The sequence below is a fragment of the Variovorax sp. LjRoot84 genome, from assembly GCF_964254305.1.
Taxonomy (GTDB): domain Bacteria; phylum Pseudomonadota; class Gammaproteobacteria; order Burkholderiales; family Burkholderiaceae_C; genus Variovorax.
Genome location: NZ_CAXUTE020000001.1, coordinates 3381794 through 3399960, shown reverse-complemented (window position 1 = coordinate 3399960; position 18167 = coordinate 3381794). Strand labels below are relative to the sequence as shown.

Sequence of the window (18167 nt, the reverse complement as noted above, 5' to 3'; positions counted from 1 at the left end):
CGCGGGGCTATCGGTCTCATGCCGTTTCCTCTCCGATGACCTGGCACTGCGCGCTGGCCTGCGCGATGCGCTGCCCCTGGCTCCAGATATAGCAGTTGGCGAACACGACGCGTCGCCCGGCGCGCACGACATCGACCTGGGCTTCCACCCAGGCGCCGGGTGCCGCGTTGCCGATCAGATTGACCGAAAGGTTGGTGGTCAGCATCTTCGGTCTCGGCTCGCGCGCATGCTTGGCGGCCCAGACGATCGCGGTGTCGGCCAGCATGCAGATCATGCCGCCGTGCATCATCGCGCCGCGGTTGCGGTGCTTGTCCTCGACGCGCAGGCCGACGATGTGGATGGCATCGCGGCGTGCCACGTACAACGGCCCGACCAGCTCATGGAACGGGCCGAAGGCCGGCATGGGCTCGAAGCCGGCCGGGATGTCCGTCGAAAAATGGCTCATCGATTGCCGAAGCGCGGTGCGCGCTTCTCGAAGTAGGCCTGGCGCTTCTCCGCAGCGTCTTCGGTGGCCTGGGCCTGGAACACCGCGCGCGATTCGATCTCGCACGCTGCCTCCAGGCTCGCGACGCCCTGGTTCAGCCACAACGATTGCTTGGTGAGCCAGACGCCGAGCGGCACGTTGGCACAGATCGCCGCGGCGAGCTCGCGCGCTTCGGCCAGCAGTCGGTCGTCCGGCACCACGCGCAGCGCCAGGCCGATGCGCGCCGCCTCGTCGGCCAGCACCGGGCGCGCCGTCAGCAGGATCTCTGCGGCGCGCTGGGTGCCGACCGCACGCGGCAGCATCCAGCTCATGCCGAGCTCGTGTCCGGTGCCGGCGTTGTGGATCGAGTTGACGAACTTGGCCGATTGCGCGGCGAGGCACAGGTCGGCCGCCAGCGCGAACGCGAAGCCGATGCCCGCCGCGGCGCCGTTCACCGCGGCGATCACCGGCTGCGGCAACTGGCGCATCAAGAGTGGGATCTGCGCGATGCGCGTGATCGAGTGCTTCGCCACATAGGGCTTGCCGAGCGCCGGGTCGACCCACGGCGCCGGTCCGGGCGAGCGCAGGTCATGGCCGGCGCAGAACGCGCGACCGGCGCCGGTGACGATCAGCACGCGCGTGCCGGCGTCGTGCCGAAGTGCCTCGAGTTGCGCGATCAGTGCCTCGTACATCGGGAAGCTGAAGGCGTTCAGCGCATCGGGCCGGTTCAGCGTCAGCGTGGCGATGCCGTCGTCGGAGCGTTCGTAGAGGAGGTCGGTCATGGCGCGCTTGGCTTGTCTCGGGTGTTCGTATTGTAGTACGATGTTCAAAAAAGTGACTATGCCGTCGCATCGACGGCCATGCTTCAGGAGACGCATTCCATGCACCAGCGCGATCCCTGGTTCGACGCACCGATCCGTCCGGTGCGGCTCGGCCCGAGCGCCTGCGAGGTGGCGCACGACGCGGACGGCAACATTCGAATGCGCCTCGCCGAGCCCCTGCAGCGCTACCCGCGGCGCTACACTGACCGGCTGGTCCAGTGGGCCCTCGAACGGCCGGAGCATGTGTTCCTCGCGCGCCGCCCGCCGAACGGTCCGAAGACCGGCGCCTGGGAGACCCTGTCCTTCGCCGACACGCTGCGCAAGGTGAGGGCGGTCGGCCAGTCGCTGCTGGACCGCGGCCTCTGCGCCGAGCGGCCGGTGATGATCCTGTCGGAGAACGACTTCGACAACCAGCTGCTGGCGTTGGCCTGCACGCACGTCGGCATTCCGTACGTGCCGGTGACGCCGGCGTACTCGCTGCTGTCGCAGGACCACGCGAAGCTGAAATCCCTGAGCGAGCGCGTGCGCCCCGGGCTGGTCTATGCCTCCAGCGTGGAGGCCTACGGGCGTGCCGCGCGCGCGGCCTTCCCCGAGGCGGAGTTCGTCGCCAGCGAGGCCGGCGGCGGCGCCACGCCGTTCTCCACGCTGCAGGGCGCCGCGCCGGGGGACGCGGTCGACGCAGCCTACGACGCGATCCGGCCCGACCAGGTGGCCAAGCTGATGTTCACCTCCGGCACCACCGGCGAGCCGAAGGGCGTGATGCTGACGCAGCGCATGCTCTGCAGCAACCGCCAGCAGGTCGTGCAGGCGATGCCCTTCCTGCTCGACGAGCCGCCGGTGCTGGTCGACTGGCTGCCGTGGCACCACACCTTCGGCGGCACCAACAACCTCGGCATCGCACTGTACTGCGGTGGGTCTTACTACCTGGACCCCGGCAAGCCGATGGCCGAGGCGGTGCAGCCCAGCGTCGACGCGTTGCGCGAGGTATCGCCGACGATCTACTACAACACGCCGGGGGGCCTGGCCGCCTTGCTGCCGCACCTGCGTGACGACGCGCAGCTGCGCGCGCGCTTCTACGAGCGGCTGCAGCTGCTGTACTACGGCGGTGCCGTGCTGCCCGCGCACATCTGGGCCGGTCTCGACGCAGTGGCGGTGAAGCACTGCGGCGAGAGGGTGCTGATCGTCTCGGGCATCGGCTCCACCGAATGCGGGCCGGTGCCGCTGACGACGGGCTGGGATCCGCGCCGCGAGGCGATCGTCGGCCTGCCGGTGGCCGGCGTCGAGCTGAAGCTCGCACCGGTGAACGACAAGCTCGAGCTGCGCGTGCGCGGCGACTGCGTGACGCCCGGCTACTGGAACGATGCCGAGCGCAGCGCTGCTGCCTTCGACGACGAAGGCTACTTCTGCCTCGGCGACGCGGCGAGCTTCGTCGACCCCACGCATCCCGAGCGCGGGCTGCGCTTCGATGGCCGGATCGCCGAGAACTTCAAGCTCTCCAGCGGCACCTGGGTCCATGCGGGGCCGCTGCGCTCCACCGCGCTGGCAGGGCTCTCGCCGCTCGTGCAGGACCTGGTCATCGCCGGCAGCGGCGAGGACCAGGTCGGCGCGCTGGTGTTTCCCGATCTGGCGGCGTGCCGTGCGCTCGACGCGGCTCTCGCGGCCGATGCGCCCGCGGGCGAGGTCGTCGCGAGCCCGCTCGTTCGAGCGGCCTTCCAGCAGCGGCTGGATGCGCTGGCGGGCGGCGCCACCGGCAGCTCGAACCGCGTGCTGCGCATCGTCGTCGAGACCGAGCCGGCCACGCTCGACAGCGGCGAGATGACCGCCAAGGCCTCGCTCAGTCCGGTCGTGGTGCTGCGCCGCCGCGCCGCCGCGGTGGCCGAGCTGTTCATGGATCCGCCGCCCGCGCGCGTGCTCTGCGCAGGCGACGAAGCATTGACAGTCCGTTGCATGGCGTTAAACTAAGAGAACAACGTTCGTATATTTGACCAACAAGGAACGATACCGTCCATGCGCTTCGAGTTTTCTCCCGAGGACGAGGCCTTCAGGCTGGAGGTTCGCGCGTTCTTTCGCGACAACCTGCCGCGGCCGATGGCGCGCCGCTTCTACATCGGCGCGCATCCGCCGGCGCGCGACGACGTGCGGGCGTTCCAGAAGCTGATGCACGGCCGCGGCTGGGGCGCGCCGCACTGGCCGGTCGAATGGGGCGGCACCGACTGGAGTCCGCTGCGCAAGCACCTGTTCATGCAGGAGCTGTACGACGCCGATGGGCTCGACTACAGCTGGCAGGGGCTGCACATGGTCGCGCCGGTGATGCTCGCGTTTGCGTCGCAGGCGCAGAAGCGGCGCTTCCTGCCGCCGATGCTGGCCGGCGACGAGTTCTGGACCCAGGGCTTTTCCGAGCCCAACGCCGGCTCGGACCTCGCGAGCCTGAAGACGCGGGCCGAGCGGGTCGGCGACGACTACGTCGTCAACGGCCAGAAGATCTGGACCAGCGATGCCTCCATGGCCGAGTGGGGCTTCTTCCTGGTGCGCACCGACCCCGACGTGAAGCCGCAGCGCGGCATCTCGTTCCTGCTGATCAGGATGGACACGCCGGGCCTGACGGTGCGGCCGATCGTCTCGATCGAAGGCGGCCTCGGGCTCAACGAGGTGTTCCTCGACAACGTGCGGGTTCCCTGCGAGAACCTGGTCGGCGAGGCGGGCATGGGCTGGACCTATGCCAAGTACCTGCTCGGCAAGGAGCGCACCGCGAGCGCCTTCCTCTACTTCAACAAGCGCGAGCTCGAGAAGGCGCGCGAGATCGCCACGGTGCAGCGCGTGAATGGCCAGCGTCTGATAGAGCGCCCCGAGTTCGCGCGCAAGCTCGCGCGCGTCGAGGTCGAGCTGCTCGCGCTCGAATACTCGGTGCTGCGCGTGCTGTCGCAGGAGAAGAACCGCCACAACCTCGACGCGGTGGTGTCGGCGCTGAAGCTGCGCGGCTCGGCACTGCAGCAGCGCGTGACCGAACTGCAGGTGGAAGCGCTGGGCCTGCATGCGCTGCGCCAGTGGGGTCACGGCGAAGGCGAAGCGATCGATAGCGACGAGGCGCTGCGCTGGCCGCCGCAGGTGCCCGGCCGCACCGCGCAGGCGCTGATCACGCGCGCGTCGACGATCTACGGCGGATCGCAGGAGATCCAGAAGAACATCATCGCCAAGCTCGCCTTCGGGCTGTAGGCAGGACGCAGGCAGGAACGGGTAAATGGACTTCAACCTGAGCGAAGAGCAGCAGATGCTGCGCGATGCCGCGAACCGCTACGTGCGCGAGCAGTACGGCTTCGAGGCGCGGCGCCGGCTGCAGGCGGCCGGCAGCGCATCGACGCCGCACTGGGCGCAGTACGCCGAGATGGGCTGGCTCGGCCTCGGCATCCCGGAGGCCTTCGGCGGCCTGGGCTGCAGCTTCGTCGAGACGGCCCTGGTGGCCGAGGAGCTCGGCCGCGCGCTGGCGCTCGAGCCCTTCATCGGCTGCGCGGTGCTGGCGGCCCGACTGGTCGAGACCGCCGATGCGCCGGTGTTCGCGGCGCATCGGCGCGGCGAGCTGCTCGAAGCCATCGCCGGCGGTGCGCTGCAGATCGCGCTCGCGCACAGCGAGCCGGCCAGCCGCTACGAGCTGGACGCGGCGTCGACCACGGCGCGCGCCGAGGGCGAAGGTTTCGTGATCGAGGGGACCAAGCTGATGGTCGTGGGAGCGCCGGGCGCGGACCGCTTCATCGTGTCGGCGCGAGTCGCCGACGAAGGGCTCGCGCTGTTCTTGGTCGACCGGAGCGCGGCCACGCTGCACGGCTATCCGCTGATCGACGGCACGCTGGCCGCCGACCTGGAGCTGCGCTCGGTCTTCGTTGCCGCCGACGCGCGCCTCACGGCACCCGGTGGCGGCCTCGCGACGCTCGAGGAGGCGCTCGACCGCGCCGCGCTCGCGCAGGTGGCCGAGGCGCTGGGCTGCATGGAGGCGGTGCTCGAGACGAGCAGCGAGTACCTGAAGACGCGCCAGCAGTTCGGCCAGCCGATCGGCCGCTTCCAGGCGCTGCAGCACCGGATGTCGGAGATGTTCGTCGAGGTCCAGGAGACGCGATCGATCCTGTACCGCGGCATCGCCAGCCTCGATGGCGCGCCGGCGGCGCGGCGGCAAGCGGTCTCGGCCGCGAAGGTGCTGCTGGCATCGTCCGCCCGCTTCGTCGGCGGGCAGGGCATCCAGCTGCACGGCGGCATCGGGCTCACCGACGAGTACCCGATCGGCCACTACTACAAGCGGTTGTTGGCGCTGACGACGCTGTACGGCGACGGCGACTGGCACCTCGGGCGTTTCGTCGAGGCGCAACTGGAGACGGCATCGTGAACCTCGACCATTACCGCAGCCTCGCTCTGCGCCGCGACGGGCGCGTGCTTCATGTGGCCTTCAACCGCCCGGAGGCGCTGAACGCGTTCGACACCGCGATGCACGACGAGCTCGAGCGCCTGTTCGGCGAACTGCCTCGCGACGATGCGACGCACGTCGTCGTGCTGACCGGCGCCGGCAAGGCCTTCAGCGCCGGCGGCGACGTCGAGCAGATGCAGCGCCTGGTCGACCGCCCGTCGCTGATGGTGCCGGATGCGACGATGGCCAAGCGCCTCGTGATGGGGCTGCTCGACGTGCCGCAGCCGGTGATCGCGAAGGTGAATGGCGCCGCGATGGGCCTGGGCGCGACGCTGGCGCTGTTCTGCGACACCATCTTCGCCGCCAATCACGCGAAGATCGCCGATCCGCACGTGAAGGTCGGCTTCGTCGCCGGCGACGGCGGCGCGGTCATCTGGCCGCAGCTCGTCGGCTATGCGCGAGCCAAGCAATACCTGCTGACCGGTGATGCCATCACCGGCGAGGAGGCGGCCGCGATCGGGCTCGTCAACTTCGCCGTGCCGGCCGAGGAGCTGGATGCGGCCGTAGACGCCTGGGCCCAGCGCCTGGCCGGCGGCGCGCGGCGCGCGATCCAGTGGACCAAGGCCACGATCAACGTCGGGCTCAAGCAGATCGCCGCTTCGGTGATGGACGCCGGCATGGCCTACGAGCTGCTGTCGAACCAGACGCGCGACCACGCCGAAGCCGTCGCTGCCTTCCGCGGCAAGCGCACGCCCGATTTCAGCGGCGACTAGACATCGAACTCAAGGAGCAAGCGGATGGGCATGGTTCAAGACAAGGTCGTGGTCGTGACCGGCGCCGGTGCCGGTATCGGGCGCGACTTCGCGAAGGCGTTCGCCGCGCACGGCGCGAAGGTGGTGGTCAACGACCTCGCGCGCGACAAGCAAAGCGGCCAGGCGCTGGCCGAATCGGTGGTCGCCGAGATCAGGGAATCGGGCGGGCAGGCGGTGGCGGCGGTGGAGAGCGTGGCCGAGTGGGATTCGGCTCACAAGATCGTTCAGGCTGCGCTCGACAGCTTCGGCCGCATCGACTGCATCGTCAACAACGCCGGCATCGTGCGCGACCGCTTCATCTTCAACATGAGCAAGGAGGAGTGGCAGGCCGTCATCGACGTGCACCTGAACGGCTCCTTCTACATGACGCGCGCGGCGGCGCCGCATTTCAAGAGCCAGGAGAGCGGCAGCTACGTGCACATGACCTCGACCTCGGGGCTGATCGGCAACCTCGGCCAGGGCAACTACTCGGCCGCAAAGATGGGCATCGTGGGCCTGTCGAAGTCGATCGCGCTCGACATGGCGCGGTTCAAGGTCCGGTCCAACTGCATCGCGCCGTGGGCGTGGACGGCGATGACGGCCGGCATCCCGGCCGACACGCCGGAGGAGAAGGCGCGCGTGGAAAAGCTGAAGAAGATGGAGAGCGCCAAGATCGCTCCCCTCGCGGTGTACCTCGCCAGCGACCGCGCCGAGAAGGTCTCGGGGCAGATCTTCGGTGTGCGCGCCAACGAGATCTATTTCTTCAGCCAGATCCGCATGATCCGCTCGATGCACCGCGGCGGCGGCTGGACGCCCGAGATGATCGCCGACGAGGCGATGCCGGCCTTCGAGGCCAGCTTCTTCGACAACGTGCCGTCGATGAAGCTGACGCCGTGGGATCCGGTGTGAGGAGGATCCGGGCATGAAGGCATTGGTCGCAGTCAAGCGCGTGATCGACTACAACGTCAAGGCACGCGTCAAGTCCGATGGCACCGGCGTCGATCTGGCCGGGGTCAAGATGTCGATGAACCCCTTCGACGAGATCGCGGTGGAGGAGGCCGTCCGCCTGAAGGAGGCGGGGGTCGTCACCGAGGTCGTTGTCGCGAGCATCGGCGTGCCGGCCTGCCAGGAAAGCTTGCGCACCGCGATGGCGCTGGGCGCCGATCGCGGCATCCTGGTCGAGACCTCGGACGCGCTCGAGCCGCTGCACGTCGCCAAGCTGCTGAAGGCGCTGGTCGACAAGGAGCAGCCGCAGCTGGTCTTCCTCGGCAAGCAGGCGATCGACGACGACGCCGGGCAGACCGGCCAGATGCTCGCCGCGCTGCTGCGCCGGCCGCAGGCGACCTTCGCATCGAAGGTGGTCGTCGGCGGCGACGGCGTCGAAGTCACGCGCGAGGTCGACGGCGGGCTCGAGACGCTGGCGCTGAAACTGCCGGCGGTCGTCACGGTCGACCTGCGCCTGAATTCACCGCGCTACGCGACCCTGCCGAACATCATGAAGGCGAAGAAGAAGCCGCTCGAGACGATCGCCGCATCGACGCTCGGCGTCGACCTCGCGCCGCGCACGCAGGTGCTGAAGGTCAGCGAGCCGAGGCAGCGGGCCGGCGGCGTCAAGGTGGGCGATGTGGCGACGCTGATCGCCAGGCTGAAGTCCGAAGCAAAGGTACTCTGAGATGGCGATCCTGATCCTCGCGGAACATGAGCACGGCGCGGTCAAGGGCGCCACCCGGGCGGCCGTGACGGCCGCGACGCAGATCGGCGGCGAGGTGCACCTGCTCGTCGCCGGCCACCATTGCGACGGTGCGGCCCGGGAGGCCGCGGCGATCGCCGGCGTCTCGAAAGTGCTGGTGGCCGATGCCGCCGCCTATGCGCATCCGCTCGCTGAAAGCCTCGCGGAGCTGGTCGCGGCGCTGGCGCGCGACTACAGCCATGTGCTCGCCGGCGCCACCTCGGCCGGCAAGAACGTGATGCCGCGCGTGGCCGCCTTGCTCGATGTGGCGCAAGTCTCCGACATCACCGAAGTGATCGCGCCGGACACCTTCGTGCGCCCGATCTATGCAGGCAATGCAATGGCCACCGTGAAGGCGCTGGATGCGATCAAGGTCCTCACCGTGCGCGGCGCAGCCTTTGACGCGGCAGGCAGCGGCGGTGCGGCGACGCTCGTGCCGGTGCCGGCCGGGCCGGCCAGCGAAACGTCGCGCTTCGTCGGCCAGGCGCTGACGGTCTCCGAGCGGCCCGAGCTGACCGCGGCGCGCATGGTCGTCTCCGGCGGCCGCGGCATGGGAAGCAGCGAGAACTTCCATCTGCTCGACCGGCTGGCCGACAAGCTCGGGGCCGCGGTGGGCGCGTCGCGCGCCGCCGTCGACGCCGGCTATGCGCCGAACGACTGCCAGGTGGGCCAGACCGGCAAGATCGTCGCGCCGCAGCTGTATGTCGCGGTCGGCATCTCGGGGGCGATCCAGCATCTGGCGGGCATGAAGGACAGCAGGGTCATCGTCGCGATCAACAAGGATCCGGAGGCGCCGATCTTCGGCGTGGCGGATTACGGCCTCGTGGCCGACCTGTTCCAGGCCGTCCCCGAGCTGACCGGGGCGCTGTAGAGGCTGCGATGGAACCGAGCTCGGGTAGCATTGCCAGCCTGACGGGCCCGACCGAACTGAGCGGCCCGTCCAGCCTGCACGGGGATTCAATGGCCACCAAGAAAATCGTCGAAGACAACAACACAAGCCTCCCCGCGGATCGCGATGTCACCGGCCCACGCTCGCTCACGCGACTGCTCGGCCTGTTCGACGTGTTGTCGATGACGCCCGACGGCATGTCGCTGGCCGAGCTCAACGTCACGCTGGAGTCCCCGAAAAGCAGCCTGCTGAACCTGCTGCGCCCGCTGGTCGCGGAGGGCTACCTGATCCACAGCGCCGGTCAGTACCGGCTGGGGCCTTCGATCTTCCGGCTGGCCGCGAGCGTGATGTCGGCCTGGAATTTCCCGAAGATGATCCGGCCGTTCATGGAGGAGCTCTGCCAGCGCACCGGCGAATCCGTGCTGCTGGGTGTGCTGAACCGCGATGCAGAGGTGCTGACCTATGTCGAGATCATCGACAGCCCGCACCCGGTGCGCTACCAAATTCCGGTGGGGACCACGCGGCCGCTCTATGCCAGCTCCGCCGGGCGGCTGCTGCTCGCCTATACCGAGAAGCGTTGGCGCGATGCCTACCTGTCGTCGGTGCAGTTCAAGGTCAGGACGGCGATTCCGCTCACGCGCGCATCGCTTTCGCGCGAGCTCGACCGGATCCGCGCCGAAGGCGTGTCGACCTCGGTGGACAATTACATGGTCGGGCTGGCCGCCGTGGCCGCGCCGGTGTTCGACGGTGACGGCAACTGTGTCGCCTCGCTGAACATCGCCGGACCGTCGGATCGCTTCCGCAACGAGCTCGATCAGCTGAAGGCCGCGGTCAAGGAAGTCGCGGCGAAGGCGTCTGGCGTGGTCGGCGGCATCGAGGCGCGAGCGGCCTAGCTCATTGCGCCTGCGGCCGCCACCCGCCGCAGATGGTGTGCGGTGTCGCCGAACAGCATCTCGATCACCGACAGCCGCCGGAAGTAGTGTCCGGCCTGGCATTCCTCGGTCATGCCGATGCCGCCGTGCAGCTGGATCGCCTCCTGCCCGACGAAGCGCGCGCTCTTGTTGATCTGCACCTTGGCGGCGGAGATCGCGCGGCCGCGCGCTGCGGGGTCGGGCTCGCCGCACATCATCGCTGCATAGAAGGCCATGCTGCGCGCCTGCTCGACGGCGACCAGCATGTCTACCGCACGGTGCTGCAGCGCCTGGAAGCTGCCGATGGCGACGCCGAACTGCTTGCGCACCTTCAGGTACTCGACGGTGATCTCGTGCACCCGCTCCATCGCGCCGACCGCTTCGGCGCACAGCGCGGCCGTGGCGGTATCGATCGCGTGCTCGATCAGCGGCAGTGCGGCGCCCTCGGGGCCGAGCAAGGCGTCGGCACCCACGTGCGCTGCATCGAAGCAGATGTCGGCGGCGCGCTGGTGGTCCTGCGTGCGGTAGCCGCGGCGCGTGACGCCGGCGGCGCCCGGGTCGACGAGAAACAGCGACACGCCGTCGCACTCGCGCGAGTCGCCGTTTGTGCGGGCCGAGACGATCAGCAGGTCGGCGCTGTCGCCGGCCAGCACGAACCGTTTCGTGCCGCAGAGCCGCCAGCCGTCGCCCTCGCGCTCGGCCCGCGTCGCCACGTCGGCCAGGTCGTAGCGCGACTGGGCTTCGGCAGAGGCGAAGGCCAGCGTGCGCTCGCCGGCGACGATCGCGCCCACCTGCGCATCCCGCTGCGCGGCCGAGCCGGCCTGGCGCAGCAAGGCGCCACACAGCACCACTGTCGGGAGGTAGGGCTCGAGCGCGAGCGCACGGCCGAGGGCCTGCATCACGATCAGGGTCTCGACGGGGCCGCCGCCGAGGCCGCCGTCGCCTTCGGCGAAGGGCAGGCCGAGCAGGCCCATCTCGGCATAGCGTGACCACAACTCGCGGCTGTAGCCGGCGGGCTCGTCGCGGCAGGCGAGGCGCTGTTCGAAGCCGCAGCGTTCGGCCAAAAGCCGCTGCAGGCTGTCCTGCAGCATGCGCTGCTCATCGGTGAGGTCGAAATCCATGGTTGGTCAGAGCCCGAGCACGGTCTTGGCGAGGATGTTGCGCTGGATCTCGTTCGAGCCGCCGACGATCGACACGTGCCGCGCCCAGTAGTGGTTGGCGGCGATCGTGAGCGCCCAGTCGTCGGCCTCCTCGGCCGCGTCAGGCCGGCCGGCGACGAAGCCGGGGTCGAACTCCAGCGCATGCAGTCCCGCAACCTCCAGCAGCAGCTCGGCCGCCGCCTGTTGCAGCTGCGAGCCCTTCATCTTCAGGATCGAGGACTTGGGGTCGGGCTTGCCGTTGGGGCGCTTGGCCGTTTCGGCGATCAGCCGCATCTGCGTGATCTCGAGCGCCTTCAGCTCGACCTCGATCTCGGCGACGCGCTCCTGGAAGCGCTCGTCCTCGATCAGCGGCCGGCCGCCCTGCAGCACCTGCGCGGCCAGCTGCCTGGCGCGGCGCACCCGGAACTTCGAGACGCCCACGCGGGCAATGCCGCTGCGCTCGTGACCGAGCAGGTACTTGGCGTAGTCCCAGCCCTTGTTCTCTTCGCCGACGCGGTTCGCCACCGGGATCCGCACGTTGTCGAGGAACATCTCGTTGGTCTCGTGGTGTCCGTCGATCGTCACGATCGGCCGCACCGAGACGCCCGGCGAACGCATGTCCATCAGCAGGTAGGTGATGCCCTGCTGCTTCTTCGCTGCCGGGTCGGTGCGCACAAGCAGGAAGCACCAGTCGGCATGGTGCGCGGTCGAGGTCCACAGCTTCTGGCCGTTGACGAGGTAGTGGTCGCCGTCGCGGACCGCGCTGGTGCGCAGTGCCGCCAGGTCCGAGCCCGCACCCGGCTCCGAGAAGCCCTGGCAGAACCAATAGTCCATGCGCGCGATGCGGGGCAGGAAGCGGCGCTTCTGTTCCTCGCTGCCGAAGGCAATCAGCGTCGGCCCGATCATGTTCATGTTGAAGGAGATCGGCTCGGGCGCCGGTGCCATCGCGAGCTCTTCCTTGAAGATGTACTGCCTGACCGCGTCCCAGCCGGTGCCGCCCCATTCGGGCGCCCACGACGGCGTGGCCCAGCCACGGTCGTGCAGGATGCGCACCCAGCGCTTCATCTCGTCCTTGCCGATGCGCTGGCCGAGCTCGCACTTGCGGCGGATCTCGGGCGGCAGCGCCGTCGCGAAGAAGGCGCGCACCTCGTCGCGGAAGGCGAGTTCTTCGTCGGTGTAGCGGAGGTCCATGGGGTGTCCAGGTCAACAGACCCTAATCAATGACGCCGTCGCGTCGCAGTGCCGCGATCTTGTCCTGGGAGAACCAGCGCGACAAGGCCCGGTCGGTGTTCCCCGGCGTGACCGGCTGCGGCGGCGTCGGAATGGCGGGCGTGCTGCGCGAGAAGCGCGGCGCAGACGCGGACTGCACGATGCCGTCGATCTCGACCAGGCTGCCGCGCGCCTTCAGGTGCGGATGCCGCGCTGCCTCGGCGAAGCTCAGCACCGGCGACACGCAGGCGTCGGTCTGCTCGAGGCGCGCCGCCCAGTCGTCGCGCGTGCGCTTCTTGAACGTGGCGGCGAGCAGCTCTTTGGCGGGCTTCCAGTGCTCGCGCGACATCTGCGGGCCGAGCTTCGAGGCGTCGATCTCCAGCCGGGCGAGCAGCTCGGCGAAGAACTTCTCCTCAATCGGCCCGACAGCGATCCAGCGGCCGTCGGCGCACTCGTAGCAGTCATAGAAATGCGAGCCGCCGTCGGTCGGGTTGCCGCCGCGGCCTTCGCGCCAGATGCCGCCGGCGACCATGCCGTGGAAGGTCGTCGCCAGGTGCACGGCGCCGTCGACGACCGCTGCGTCGACGACCTGGCCCTGGCCGGTGCGGCGCGCGTCCAGGATCGCGGCGAGCAGGCCGACGGCCATGTACAGCGATCCGCCCGCATAGTCGCCGAGCAGGTTCAGCGGGATCGACGGCGGCTGGCCTTCGCGGCCAATCGCCTCCAGGATGCCGGTGATGGCGAGGTAGTTGATGTCGTGCCCCGCCACCTGCGCCAGCGGCCCGCTCTGACCCCAGCCGGTCAGGCGCCCGTAGGCCAGGCGCGGATTGCGCGCGAGGCAGACCTCGGGCCCCAGGCCGAGGCGCTCGGTGACGCCGGGGCGGAAGCCTTCGATCAGCGCATCAGCCTGCTCGACCAGCCCGAGCACGGCCTCCACCGCGGCCGCTTGCTTCAGGTCGAGCGCGATCGACCCGCGGTTGCGCAGCAGCGTGTTGAACTTGAGCGGCCGCTCGAGCCCCAGCTTCACAGGCTGCTTGCGGTCGACGCGGATCACGGTGGCGCCGAGGTCGGCAAGCAGCATTGCGCACATCGGGCCCGGGCCGATGCCAGCCAGCTCGACGAGCTTCAGGCCGGCCAGCGGTCCCGTCATCGGCCGGCCTTCCCGAGGAGGCTGTTGGCGATGATGTTGCGCTGGATCTGGTTCGTGCCCTCGATGATCTGCACCACCTTCGCATCGCGGAAGTAGCGGTTGATCGGATACTCGGCCGACACGCCGGCGGCGCCGAAGAGCTGCACCGCATCGGTGGCCACCTTCATCGCGACGTCGGAGGCCACGCACTTGGCCATCGCCGCCATCGGCGCCAGCGCCCGGCCCGTCACGCCGGCGTCGACCATGGCCGCGGTGCGGTAGACCAGCTGGCGCGCCGCTTCGGTCTGCATCACCATGTCGGCGAGCATCCAGCGCACGCCCTGGAAGTCGCTGATCGCCTGGCCGAAGGCGCGCCGCTCCTGGATGTATCGGACGGCATGGTCGATCGCGCCTTGCGCGATGCCGACGGCACGCGCCGCGACGATCGGGCGGCTGGTGTTGAGCGCCTCCATCGCGACCTTGAAGCCTTCGCCGCCCTCGGGGCCGAGGCGGCTCTCCGCCGGAATCCGCGCCTGGTCGAAGAAGAGCGGGCACGACGGCACGCCGCGGGCGCCCATCTTGTCTTCCTTGCGGCCCACCGTCAGACCGGGCGTGCCGCGATCGACGATGAACAGGTTGATGCCGAGCGGCTGCCCGGCTTCGTCCTGCGTCTTCGCGGCGACCAGGATGAAGTCGGCGATGTTGGCGTTGGTGCACCAGATCTTCGCACCGTTTAACACATAGCCGTCGGCCGTGCGGCGCGCGGTGGTCTTGATGCCGGAGACGTCGGAACCGCTCTGTGGCTCGGTCAGCGACAGCGCGCCGCGCAGCTCGCCGCTTGCCAGGCCCGGCAGCAGGCGCTGCTTTTGCGCCTCGGTGCCGCCGGCAAGGATCGCGCCGAACGGCGTCCACTGCACGACGAGCAGGTAGCCGGTGTTGTAGCACACGCGGCCGAATTCCTCGACCGCGACGCAGGCCGACAGCGTGCTGCCGGTGCCGCCGTATTCGGCGGGGAAGGGCAGCGCGAACAGGCCCAGCCCCTTGAGCAGCTCGAACATGTCGTGCGGGTACTCGGCCGTGCGATCGATCTCGTCGGCGCGCGGCGCCACCTTGTCGCGCGCCAAGCGCCGGATCAGGTCCTGGATGGCCTTCTGGTCGTCGCTCAGGTCGTAGCTTGTGGAGGACACTGGTCGGTCTAATATATGAACATAGTGCGTAATTCTGAACGTCCGACAGAGAGACGTCAAGAAGCGTGACGAATGAAACACCTTGCCTAGGGTGTGTACCAATATCAGAACATCGAGCGAAAATTAGAATACATAACTGTATTTGAAGGAGACATTCATGCAAGCGTTGAGCCGTGAAGAGAAGCGCGAGGTCACTAAGGCCCGCCTGCGCAGATCCGCCACCAGGGCGTTCGCCGACCAGGGCGTCGGTGCGGCGTCTGTAGATGGCATCAGTCAGGCCGCGGGCCTGAGCCGGGGTGCCTTCTATTCGAACTACACCACCAAGGAAGACATGCTGCTCGAGCTGATGAGCGAATGGCTCGAACGCGAAGCCACCGAGTGGGGCAGGGTGGTCGCCGAGGCGCAGGACGCGGAGGCCGTGCTGCAAGGGTTCCTGGCGCGCTTCCGACGTTCCCGACGGGACGGCGACGGTGGTTTGCTGTGGATCGAGCTGACCTTGCATGCCGAGCGCAATCCGGACTTCGCCGTCCACTATCACGCCTTCATCACCGCCCACCACCGGCACGTCGCACGCGTCTTCGCGGCCATGTTCGAGAAGGCCGGCAAGGAGCCGCCGGCTGCGCCCGAAGCGCTCGCCGCGGCGGCCCTGTCCTTCGGCGCTTCGTTGGCGCTGCAGAGCGGCCACGGCGCGCAGCGCGGCAACCCCGCCTACGCCGGCGACATGTTCCTGCTCTACCTGCGCGGGCTGCTGGCGATCGCCGGCCCGGCACGCGCATCCCGCCCCACGAGCCGCAGGGCCCGCACTTCGCCCAAGAGGTCCCCGACATGAGTCATTCCGTTGCCGACCGAATCCCGCCGCACGTGCCCGCCGCGCTGGTGCACGAGTTCGACCTGTACAACGTCGAGGTCGCCGATGGCGACTATCACGCCGCGCTGAAGCGCCTGCACGATCCCGGCATCCCCGACATCTTCTGGACGCCGAAGAATGGCGGGCACTGGGTTGCGACGCGCGGGGAGGATATCTACGAGATCTTCAAGGATGCGGAGCGCTTCACCTCGCAGAAGCTCGTGGTGCCCGCCGAGCGCAACACGCACAGGATGCCTCCGATCTTTCTCGATCCGCCGGAGCACACGAAGTACCGCACGCTGCTGTCCCCGCTGCTGTCGCCGAAGGCGGTGTCGGCCCTCGCGGGGCGCGCGCGCGAGCAGGCGATCGAGCTGATCGAGGGCTTCTATCCGCGCGGTCGCTGCGAGTTCGTCGGCGAGTTCGCCCAGCACCTGCCCATCGGCATATTCATGCGCATGGTCGACCTGCCGGTCGAAGACCGCGAAAAACTGCTGGCCTGGGCCGATCAGCAGGTGCGCCCGAGCAGTGAAGCCGAGCGCGAGCAGAGCTACATGAACATCTTCGGCTATGCCGCGCAGAAGGTGAAGGAGCGGCGGGCGAACCCCGGCCCGGACGCGATCAGCCAGCTGACCAAGGCGCAGGTCGACGGGCGGCCGATCACCGACGAGGAGGTGATCCCCATGGTGGCGCTGGTGTTGATCGGCGGCCTGGACACCGTGGCCTCGGCGATGGGCTTCGCGGCGCGCTTCCTGGCCACCAGCCCGGCGCACCGCAGGGAGCTCATCGAACACCCGGATCGCATCCCGGCGGCGGTGGAGGAACTGCTGCGCCGCTTCCCGGTCGTCAATCAAGGCCGCATGGTGCGCGAGGACATGCAGTACAAGGGCGTCGAGATGAAGGCCGGCGACATGGTCGTGATGCCGACGACGCTGCACGGCGTGGACGATCGCCAGTTCGACGATCCGATGGCGGTGAACTTCCAGCGCCGCACGCCGATCCATTCGACCTTCGGCAACGGCGCGCATCGTTGCCCGGGCTCGCTGCTGGCACGTACCGAGATAAAGATCTTCCTCGAGGAATGGCTGAAGCGCATTCCCGACTTCCAGATCGAGCCGGGCAGGGAATGCGGCGTGCGCGCCGGCGTCAACGCCACGCTTTTCGAGCTGCCGCTGATCTGGGAGGTGCGCGCGCGGTGAACACGAAGAAATGGCAGTGCTTCTTCTGCGCGCATGTCTACGACGAGGCTCTCGGCGATCCCGACCACGACATCGCGCCCGGCACCGCGTGGGCCGACGTGCCGGATGACTGGTGCTGCCCGGATTGCGGCGCGACGAAGAGCGATTTCGCGCCGGTCGAGGAGTGAAGACCCCAGTGACCCCACGAAGTACCGGCACCAGAATCATGAATATCAGGTGATGGCCATGGTCTCTGCAACGCTGTTTCGTGCTTTGGGCTCCCTGCTCATGGTCGCTTTGGCGCTCGGGTTCTCCGTTTCGTCGCGCGCGCAGGACTACCCCCGCGCCAGGCCGATACACCTGGTGGTGCCCTTTCCCGCAGGCGGAGCGACGGACGTGCTCGGCCGGCTCGTGGGGCAGGAACTCGGCAGGGTGCTGGACCAGGTCGTGATCGTCGAGAACAAGGCCGGGGCAGCCGGCTCGATAGGGACCGACCATGTCGCGAAGTCAGCGCCCGACGGCTACACCGTCTGCTTCTGCACCACCGGCCCGCAGGTGATACAGCCGCACCTGATGAAGCAAGGCTTCGATCCGCGCAAGGACCTCATGCCCGTGATCCATGTTCACAACGTTCCCAACGTGCTGGTGGCGCGCACCACGCTCGCGGCGAACACGGTGCCCGAGCTGGTACAGCTGGCGCGGAGCAAGCCGGGCCAGATCAGCTACGGGACCACGGGGCAGGGCGGTCCGCAGCACCTGGCGGGCGAATACTTCCAGAAGCTGGCGGGTATCCGCTTCAATCACGTGCCCTACAAGGGCGAGAACCCGGCGTTCACCGACCTCATGGCGGGTCACGTCGATCTGGCGTTCGGCTCGATCGCGGTGGCCGAGCCGCTGATCCGGGCCGGCAGGATCAAGCCGGTCGCCGTGACCGGCAAGCGGCGCTCGCCCTCGCTTGCGGATGTGCCGACGGTGGCCGAGCAGGGCTACCCGGACTACGAGGCGTACACCTTCGTGGGGCTGAACGTGCCGGCGGGTACGCCGCTGCCGGTCATCGACAAGCTGAACCGGGCCACCAATGAGGTGCTGGCCGACCACCGAGTCCGCGAGAAGATGCTGGCGCTGGCGGTGGAGCGCGTCGGCGGCACGTCGAAGGCGTATGCCGCATTCCTGGCCGCCGAGTACGAGAAGATGGGGCGCCTCATCGAAGACGGCCGGATCGTCCTGAAGGAATGAATCTGGGTCGCACCTCAATCCGACCGGCGCGTTCGCCAGAACCTTGTCGATGCTGGTGGGCACTCTTGTGAACTAACTGTTGATTGCTGCGCGCAACCGTTCACGCCAGCGAGACCGCGTGCCACGTCAGAATCAACCAATGACTGAACCCGGCGACCTTTCCGACGCTGATCTGCGTGAGCGCGCTCTCGCTTGGCGCGAGCAGGCCCTCCAGGGTGCGCTACACGCAGGGGGCTACGCACATGAATACG

General features: G+C 68.7%; 18 protein-coding genes. 12 read left to right on the top strand and 6 right to left on the bottom strand.

Going from position 1 to position 18167, the window contains the following annotated elements; genetic code table 11:
• Positions 1-16 precede the first annotated feature (16 nt).
• Both ACSQ9I_RS17010 and ACSQ9I_RS17005 read right to left on the bottom strand, forming a co-directional pair.
• Positions 17-445, bottom strand: a complete 429-nt coding sequence (locus tag ACSQ9I_RS17010; RefSeq protein ID WP_436313848.1) for a PaaI family thioesterase — start codon at positions 443-445, stop codon at positions 17-19.
• Complete coding sequence (locus tag ACSQ9I_RS17005; protein WP_436313847.1) at positions 442-1245, bottom strand: enoyl-CoA hydratase/isomerase family protein; 804 nt, start codon at positions 1243-1245, stop codon at positions 442-444. The genes ACSQ9I_RS17010 and ACSQ9I_RS17005 overlap by 4 nt, the downstream gene beginning before the upstream one ends.
• 99 nt (positions 1246-1344) lie before the next feature.
• Here ACSQ9I_RS17005 and ACSQ9I_RS17000 point away from each other — a divergent pair, with 99 nt between their 5' ends.
• The 8 genes from ACSQ9I_RS17000 to ACSQ9I_RS16965 all read left to right on the top strand — a co-directional run bounded on the left by ACSQ9I_RS17000 (position 1345) and on the right by ACSQ9I_RS16965 (position 9976).
• A complete protein-coding gene (locus ACSQ9I_RS17000; protein ID WP_436313846.1) occupies positions 1345-3246 on the top strand; it encodes a feruloyl-CoA synthase in 1902 nt (633 codons plus the stop codon).
• A gap of 45 nt (positions 3247-3291) precedes the next feature.
• Positions 3292-4497, top strand: a complete 1206-nt coding sequence (locus tag ACSQ9I_RS16995; RefSeq protein ID WP_436304261.1) for an acyl-CoA dehydrogenase family protein — start codon at positions 3292-3294, stop codon at positions 4495-4497.
• A gap of 25 nt (positions 4498-4522) precedes the next feature.
• Positions 4523-5656, top strand: coding sequence for an acyl-CoA dehydrogenase family protein (locus ACSQ9I_RS16990; protein WP_436295470.1), 1134 nt, complete (start codon positions 4523-4525; stop codon positions 5654-5656).
• Positions 5653-6447: an enoyl-CoA hydratase/isomerase family protein gene (locus ACSQ9I_RS16985; protein ID WP_436295469.1), complete on the top strand. Its 795-nt coding sequence runs from the start codon at positions 5653-5655 to the stop codon at positions 6445-6447. The genes ACSQ9I_RS16990 and ACSQ9I_RS16985 overlap by 4 nt, the downstream gene beginning before the upstream one ends.
• A gap of 24 nt (positions 6448-6471) precedes the next feature.
• Positions 6472-7374 (top strand): SDR family NAD(P)-dependent oxidoreductase, encoded by a 903-nt coding sequence (locus ACSQ9I_RS16980; RefSeq protein WP_436295468.1) that lies wholly within the window; start codon positions 6472-6474, stop codon positions 7372-7374.
• A gap of 13 nt (positions 7375-7387) precedes the next feature.
• Positions 7388-8137: an electron transfer flavoprotein subunit beta/FixA family protein gene (locus tag ACSQ9I_RS16975; protein ID WP_436295467.1), complete on the top strand. Its 750-nt coding sequence runs from the start codon at positions 7388-7390 to the stop codon at positions 8135-8137.
• Between the two features lies 1 nt (position 8138).
• Complete coding sequence (locus tag ACSQ9I_RS16970; protein ID WP_436313845.1) at positions 8139-9065, top strand: electron transfer flavoprotein subunit alpha/FixB family protein; 927 nt, start codon at positions 8139-8141, stop codon at positions 9063-9065.
• Positions 9066-9154: 89 nt separating this feature from the next.
• A complete protein-coding gene (locus ACSQ9I_RS16965; RefSeq protein WP_436295465.1) occupies positions 9155-9976 on the top strand; it encodes an IclR family transcriptional regulator in 822 nt (273 codons plus the stop codon).
• Here the strand turns inward: ACSQ9I_RS16965 and ACSQ9I_RS16960 are convergent.
• The 4 genes from ACSQ9I_RS16960 to ACSQ9I_RS16945 are packed head-to-tail and all read right to left on the bottom strand — an operon-like array spanning position 9973 to position 14658.
• Complete coding sequence (locus ACSQ9I_RS16960; protein ID WP_093103478.1) at positions 9973-11115, bottom strand: acyl-CoA dehydrogenase family protein; 1143 nt, start codon at positions 11113-11115, stop codon at positions 9973-9975. The genes ACSQ9I_RS16965 and ACSQ9I_RS16960 overlap by 4 nt on opposite strands.
• A gap of 6 nt (positions 11116-11121) precedes the next feature.
• Positions 11122-12324: an acyl-CoA dehydrogenase family protein gene (locus ACSQ9I_RS16955; protein WP_436295464.1), complete on the bottom strand. Its 1203-nt coding sequence runs from the start codon at positions 12322-12324 to the stop codon at positions 11122-11124.
• 22 nt (positions 12325-12346) lie between these two features.
• Positions 12347-13492, bottom strand: a complete 1146-nt coding sequence (locus ACSQ9I_RS16950; RefSeq protein ID WP_436313844.1) for a CaiB/BaiF CoA transferase family protein — start codon at positions 13490-13492, stop codon at positions 12347-12349.
• On the bottom strand, positions 13489-14658 hold the full coding sequence (locus ACSQ9I_RS16945) for an acyl-CoA dehydrogenase family protein (protein WP_436295462.1): 1170 nt from the start codon (positions 14656-14658) through the stop codon (positions 13489-13491). The genes ACSQ9I_RS16950 and ACSQ9I_RS16945 overlap by 4 nt, the downstream gene beginning before the upstream one ends.
• A 157-nt stretch (positions 14659-14815) precedes the next feature.
• On the opposite strand from ACSQ9I_RS16945, the gene ACSQ9I_RS16940 reads away from it, so the two are divergent.
• The 4 genes from ACSQ9I_RS16940 to ACSQ9I_RS16925 are packed head-to-tail and all read left to right on the top strand — an operon-like array spanning position 14816 to position 17916.
• On the top strand, positions 14816-15487 hold the full coding sequence (locus ACSQ9I_RS16940) for a TetR/AcrR family transcriptional regulator (protein ID WP_436295461.1): 672 nt from the start codon (positions 14816-14818) through the stop codon (positions 15485-15487).
• On the top strand, positions 15484-16701 hold the full coding sequence (locus ACSQ9I_RS16935; RefSeq protein ID WP_436295460.1) for a cytochrome P450: 1218 nt from the start codon (positions 15484-15486) through the stop codon (positions 16699-16701). The genes ACSQ9I_RS16940 and ACSQ9I_RS16935 overlap by 4 nt, the downstream gene beginning before the upstream one ends.
• A complete protein-coding gene (locus tag ACSQ9I_RS16930; protein ID WP_244503761.1) occupies positions 16698-16868 on the top strand; it encodes a rubredoxin in 171 nt (56 codons plus the stop codon). Before ACSQ9I_RS16935 ends, ACSQ9I_RS16930 begins: the two co-directional genes overlap by 4 nt.
• 58 nt (positions 16869-16926) lie before the next feature.
• Positions 16927-17916 (top strand): Bug family tripartite tricarboxylate transporter substrate binding protein, encoded by a 990-nt coding sequence (locus ACSQ9I_RS16925; RefSeq protein WP_436313843.1) that lies wholly within the window; start codon positions 16927-16929, stop codon positions 17914-17916.
• Positions 17917-18167: the final 251 nt, after the last annotated feature.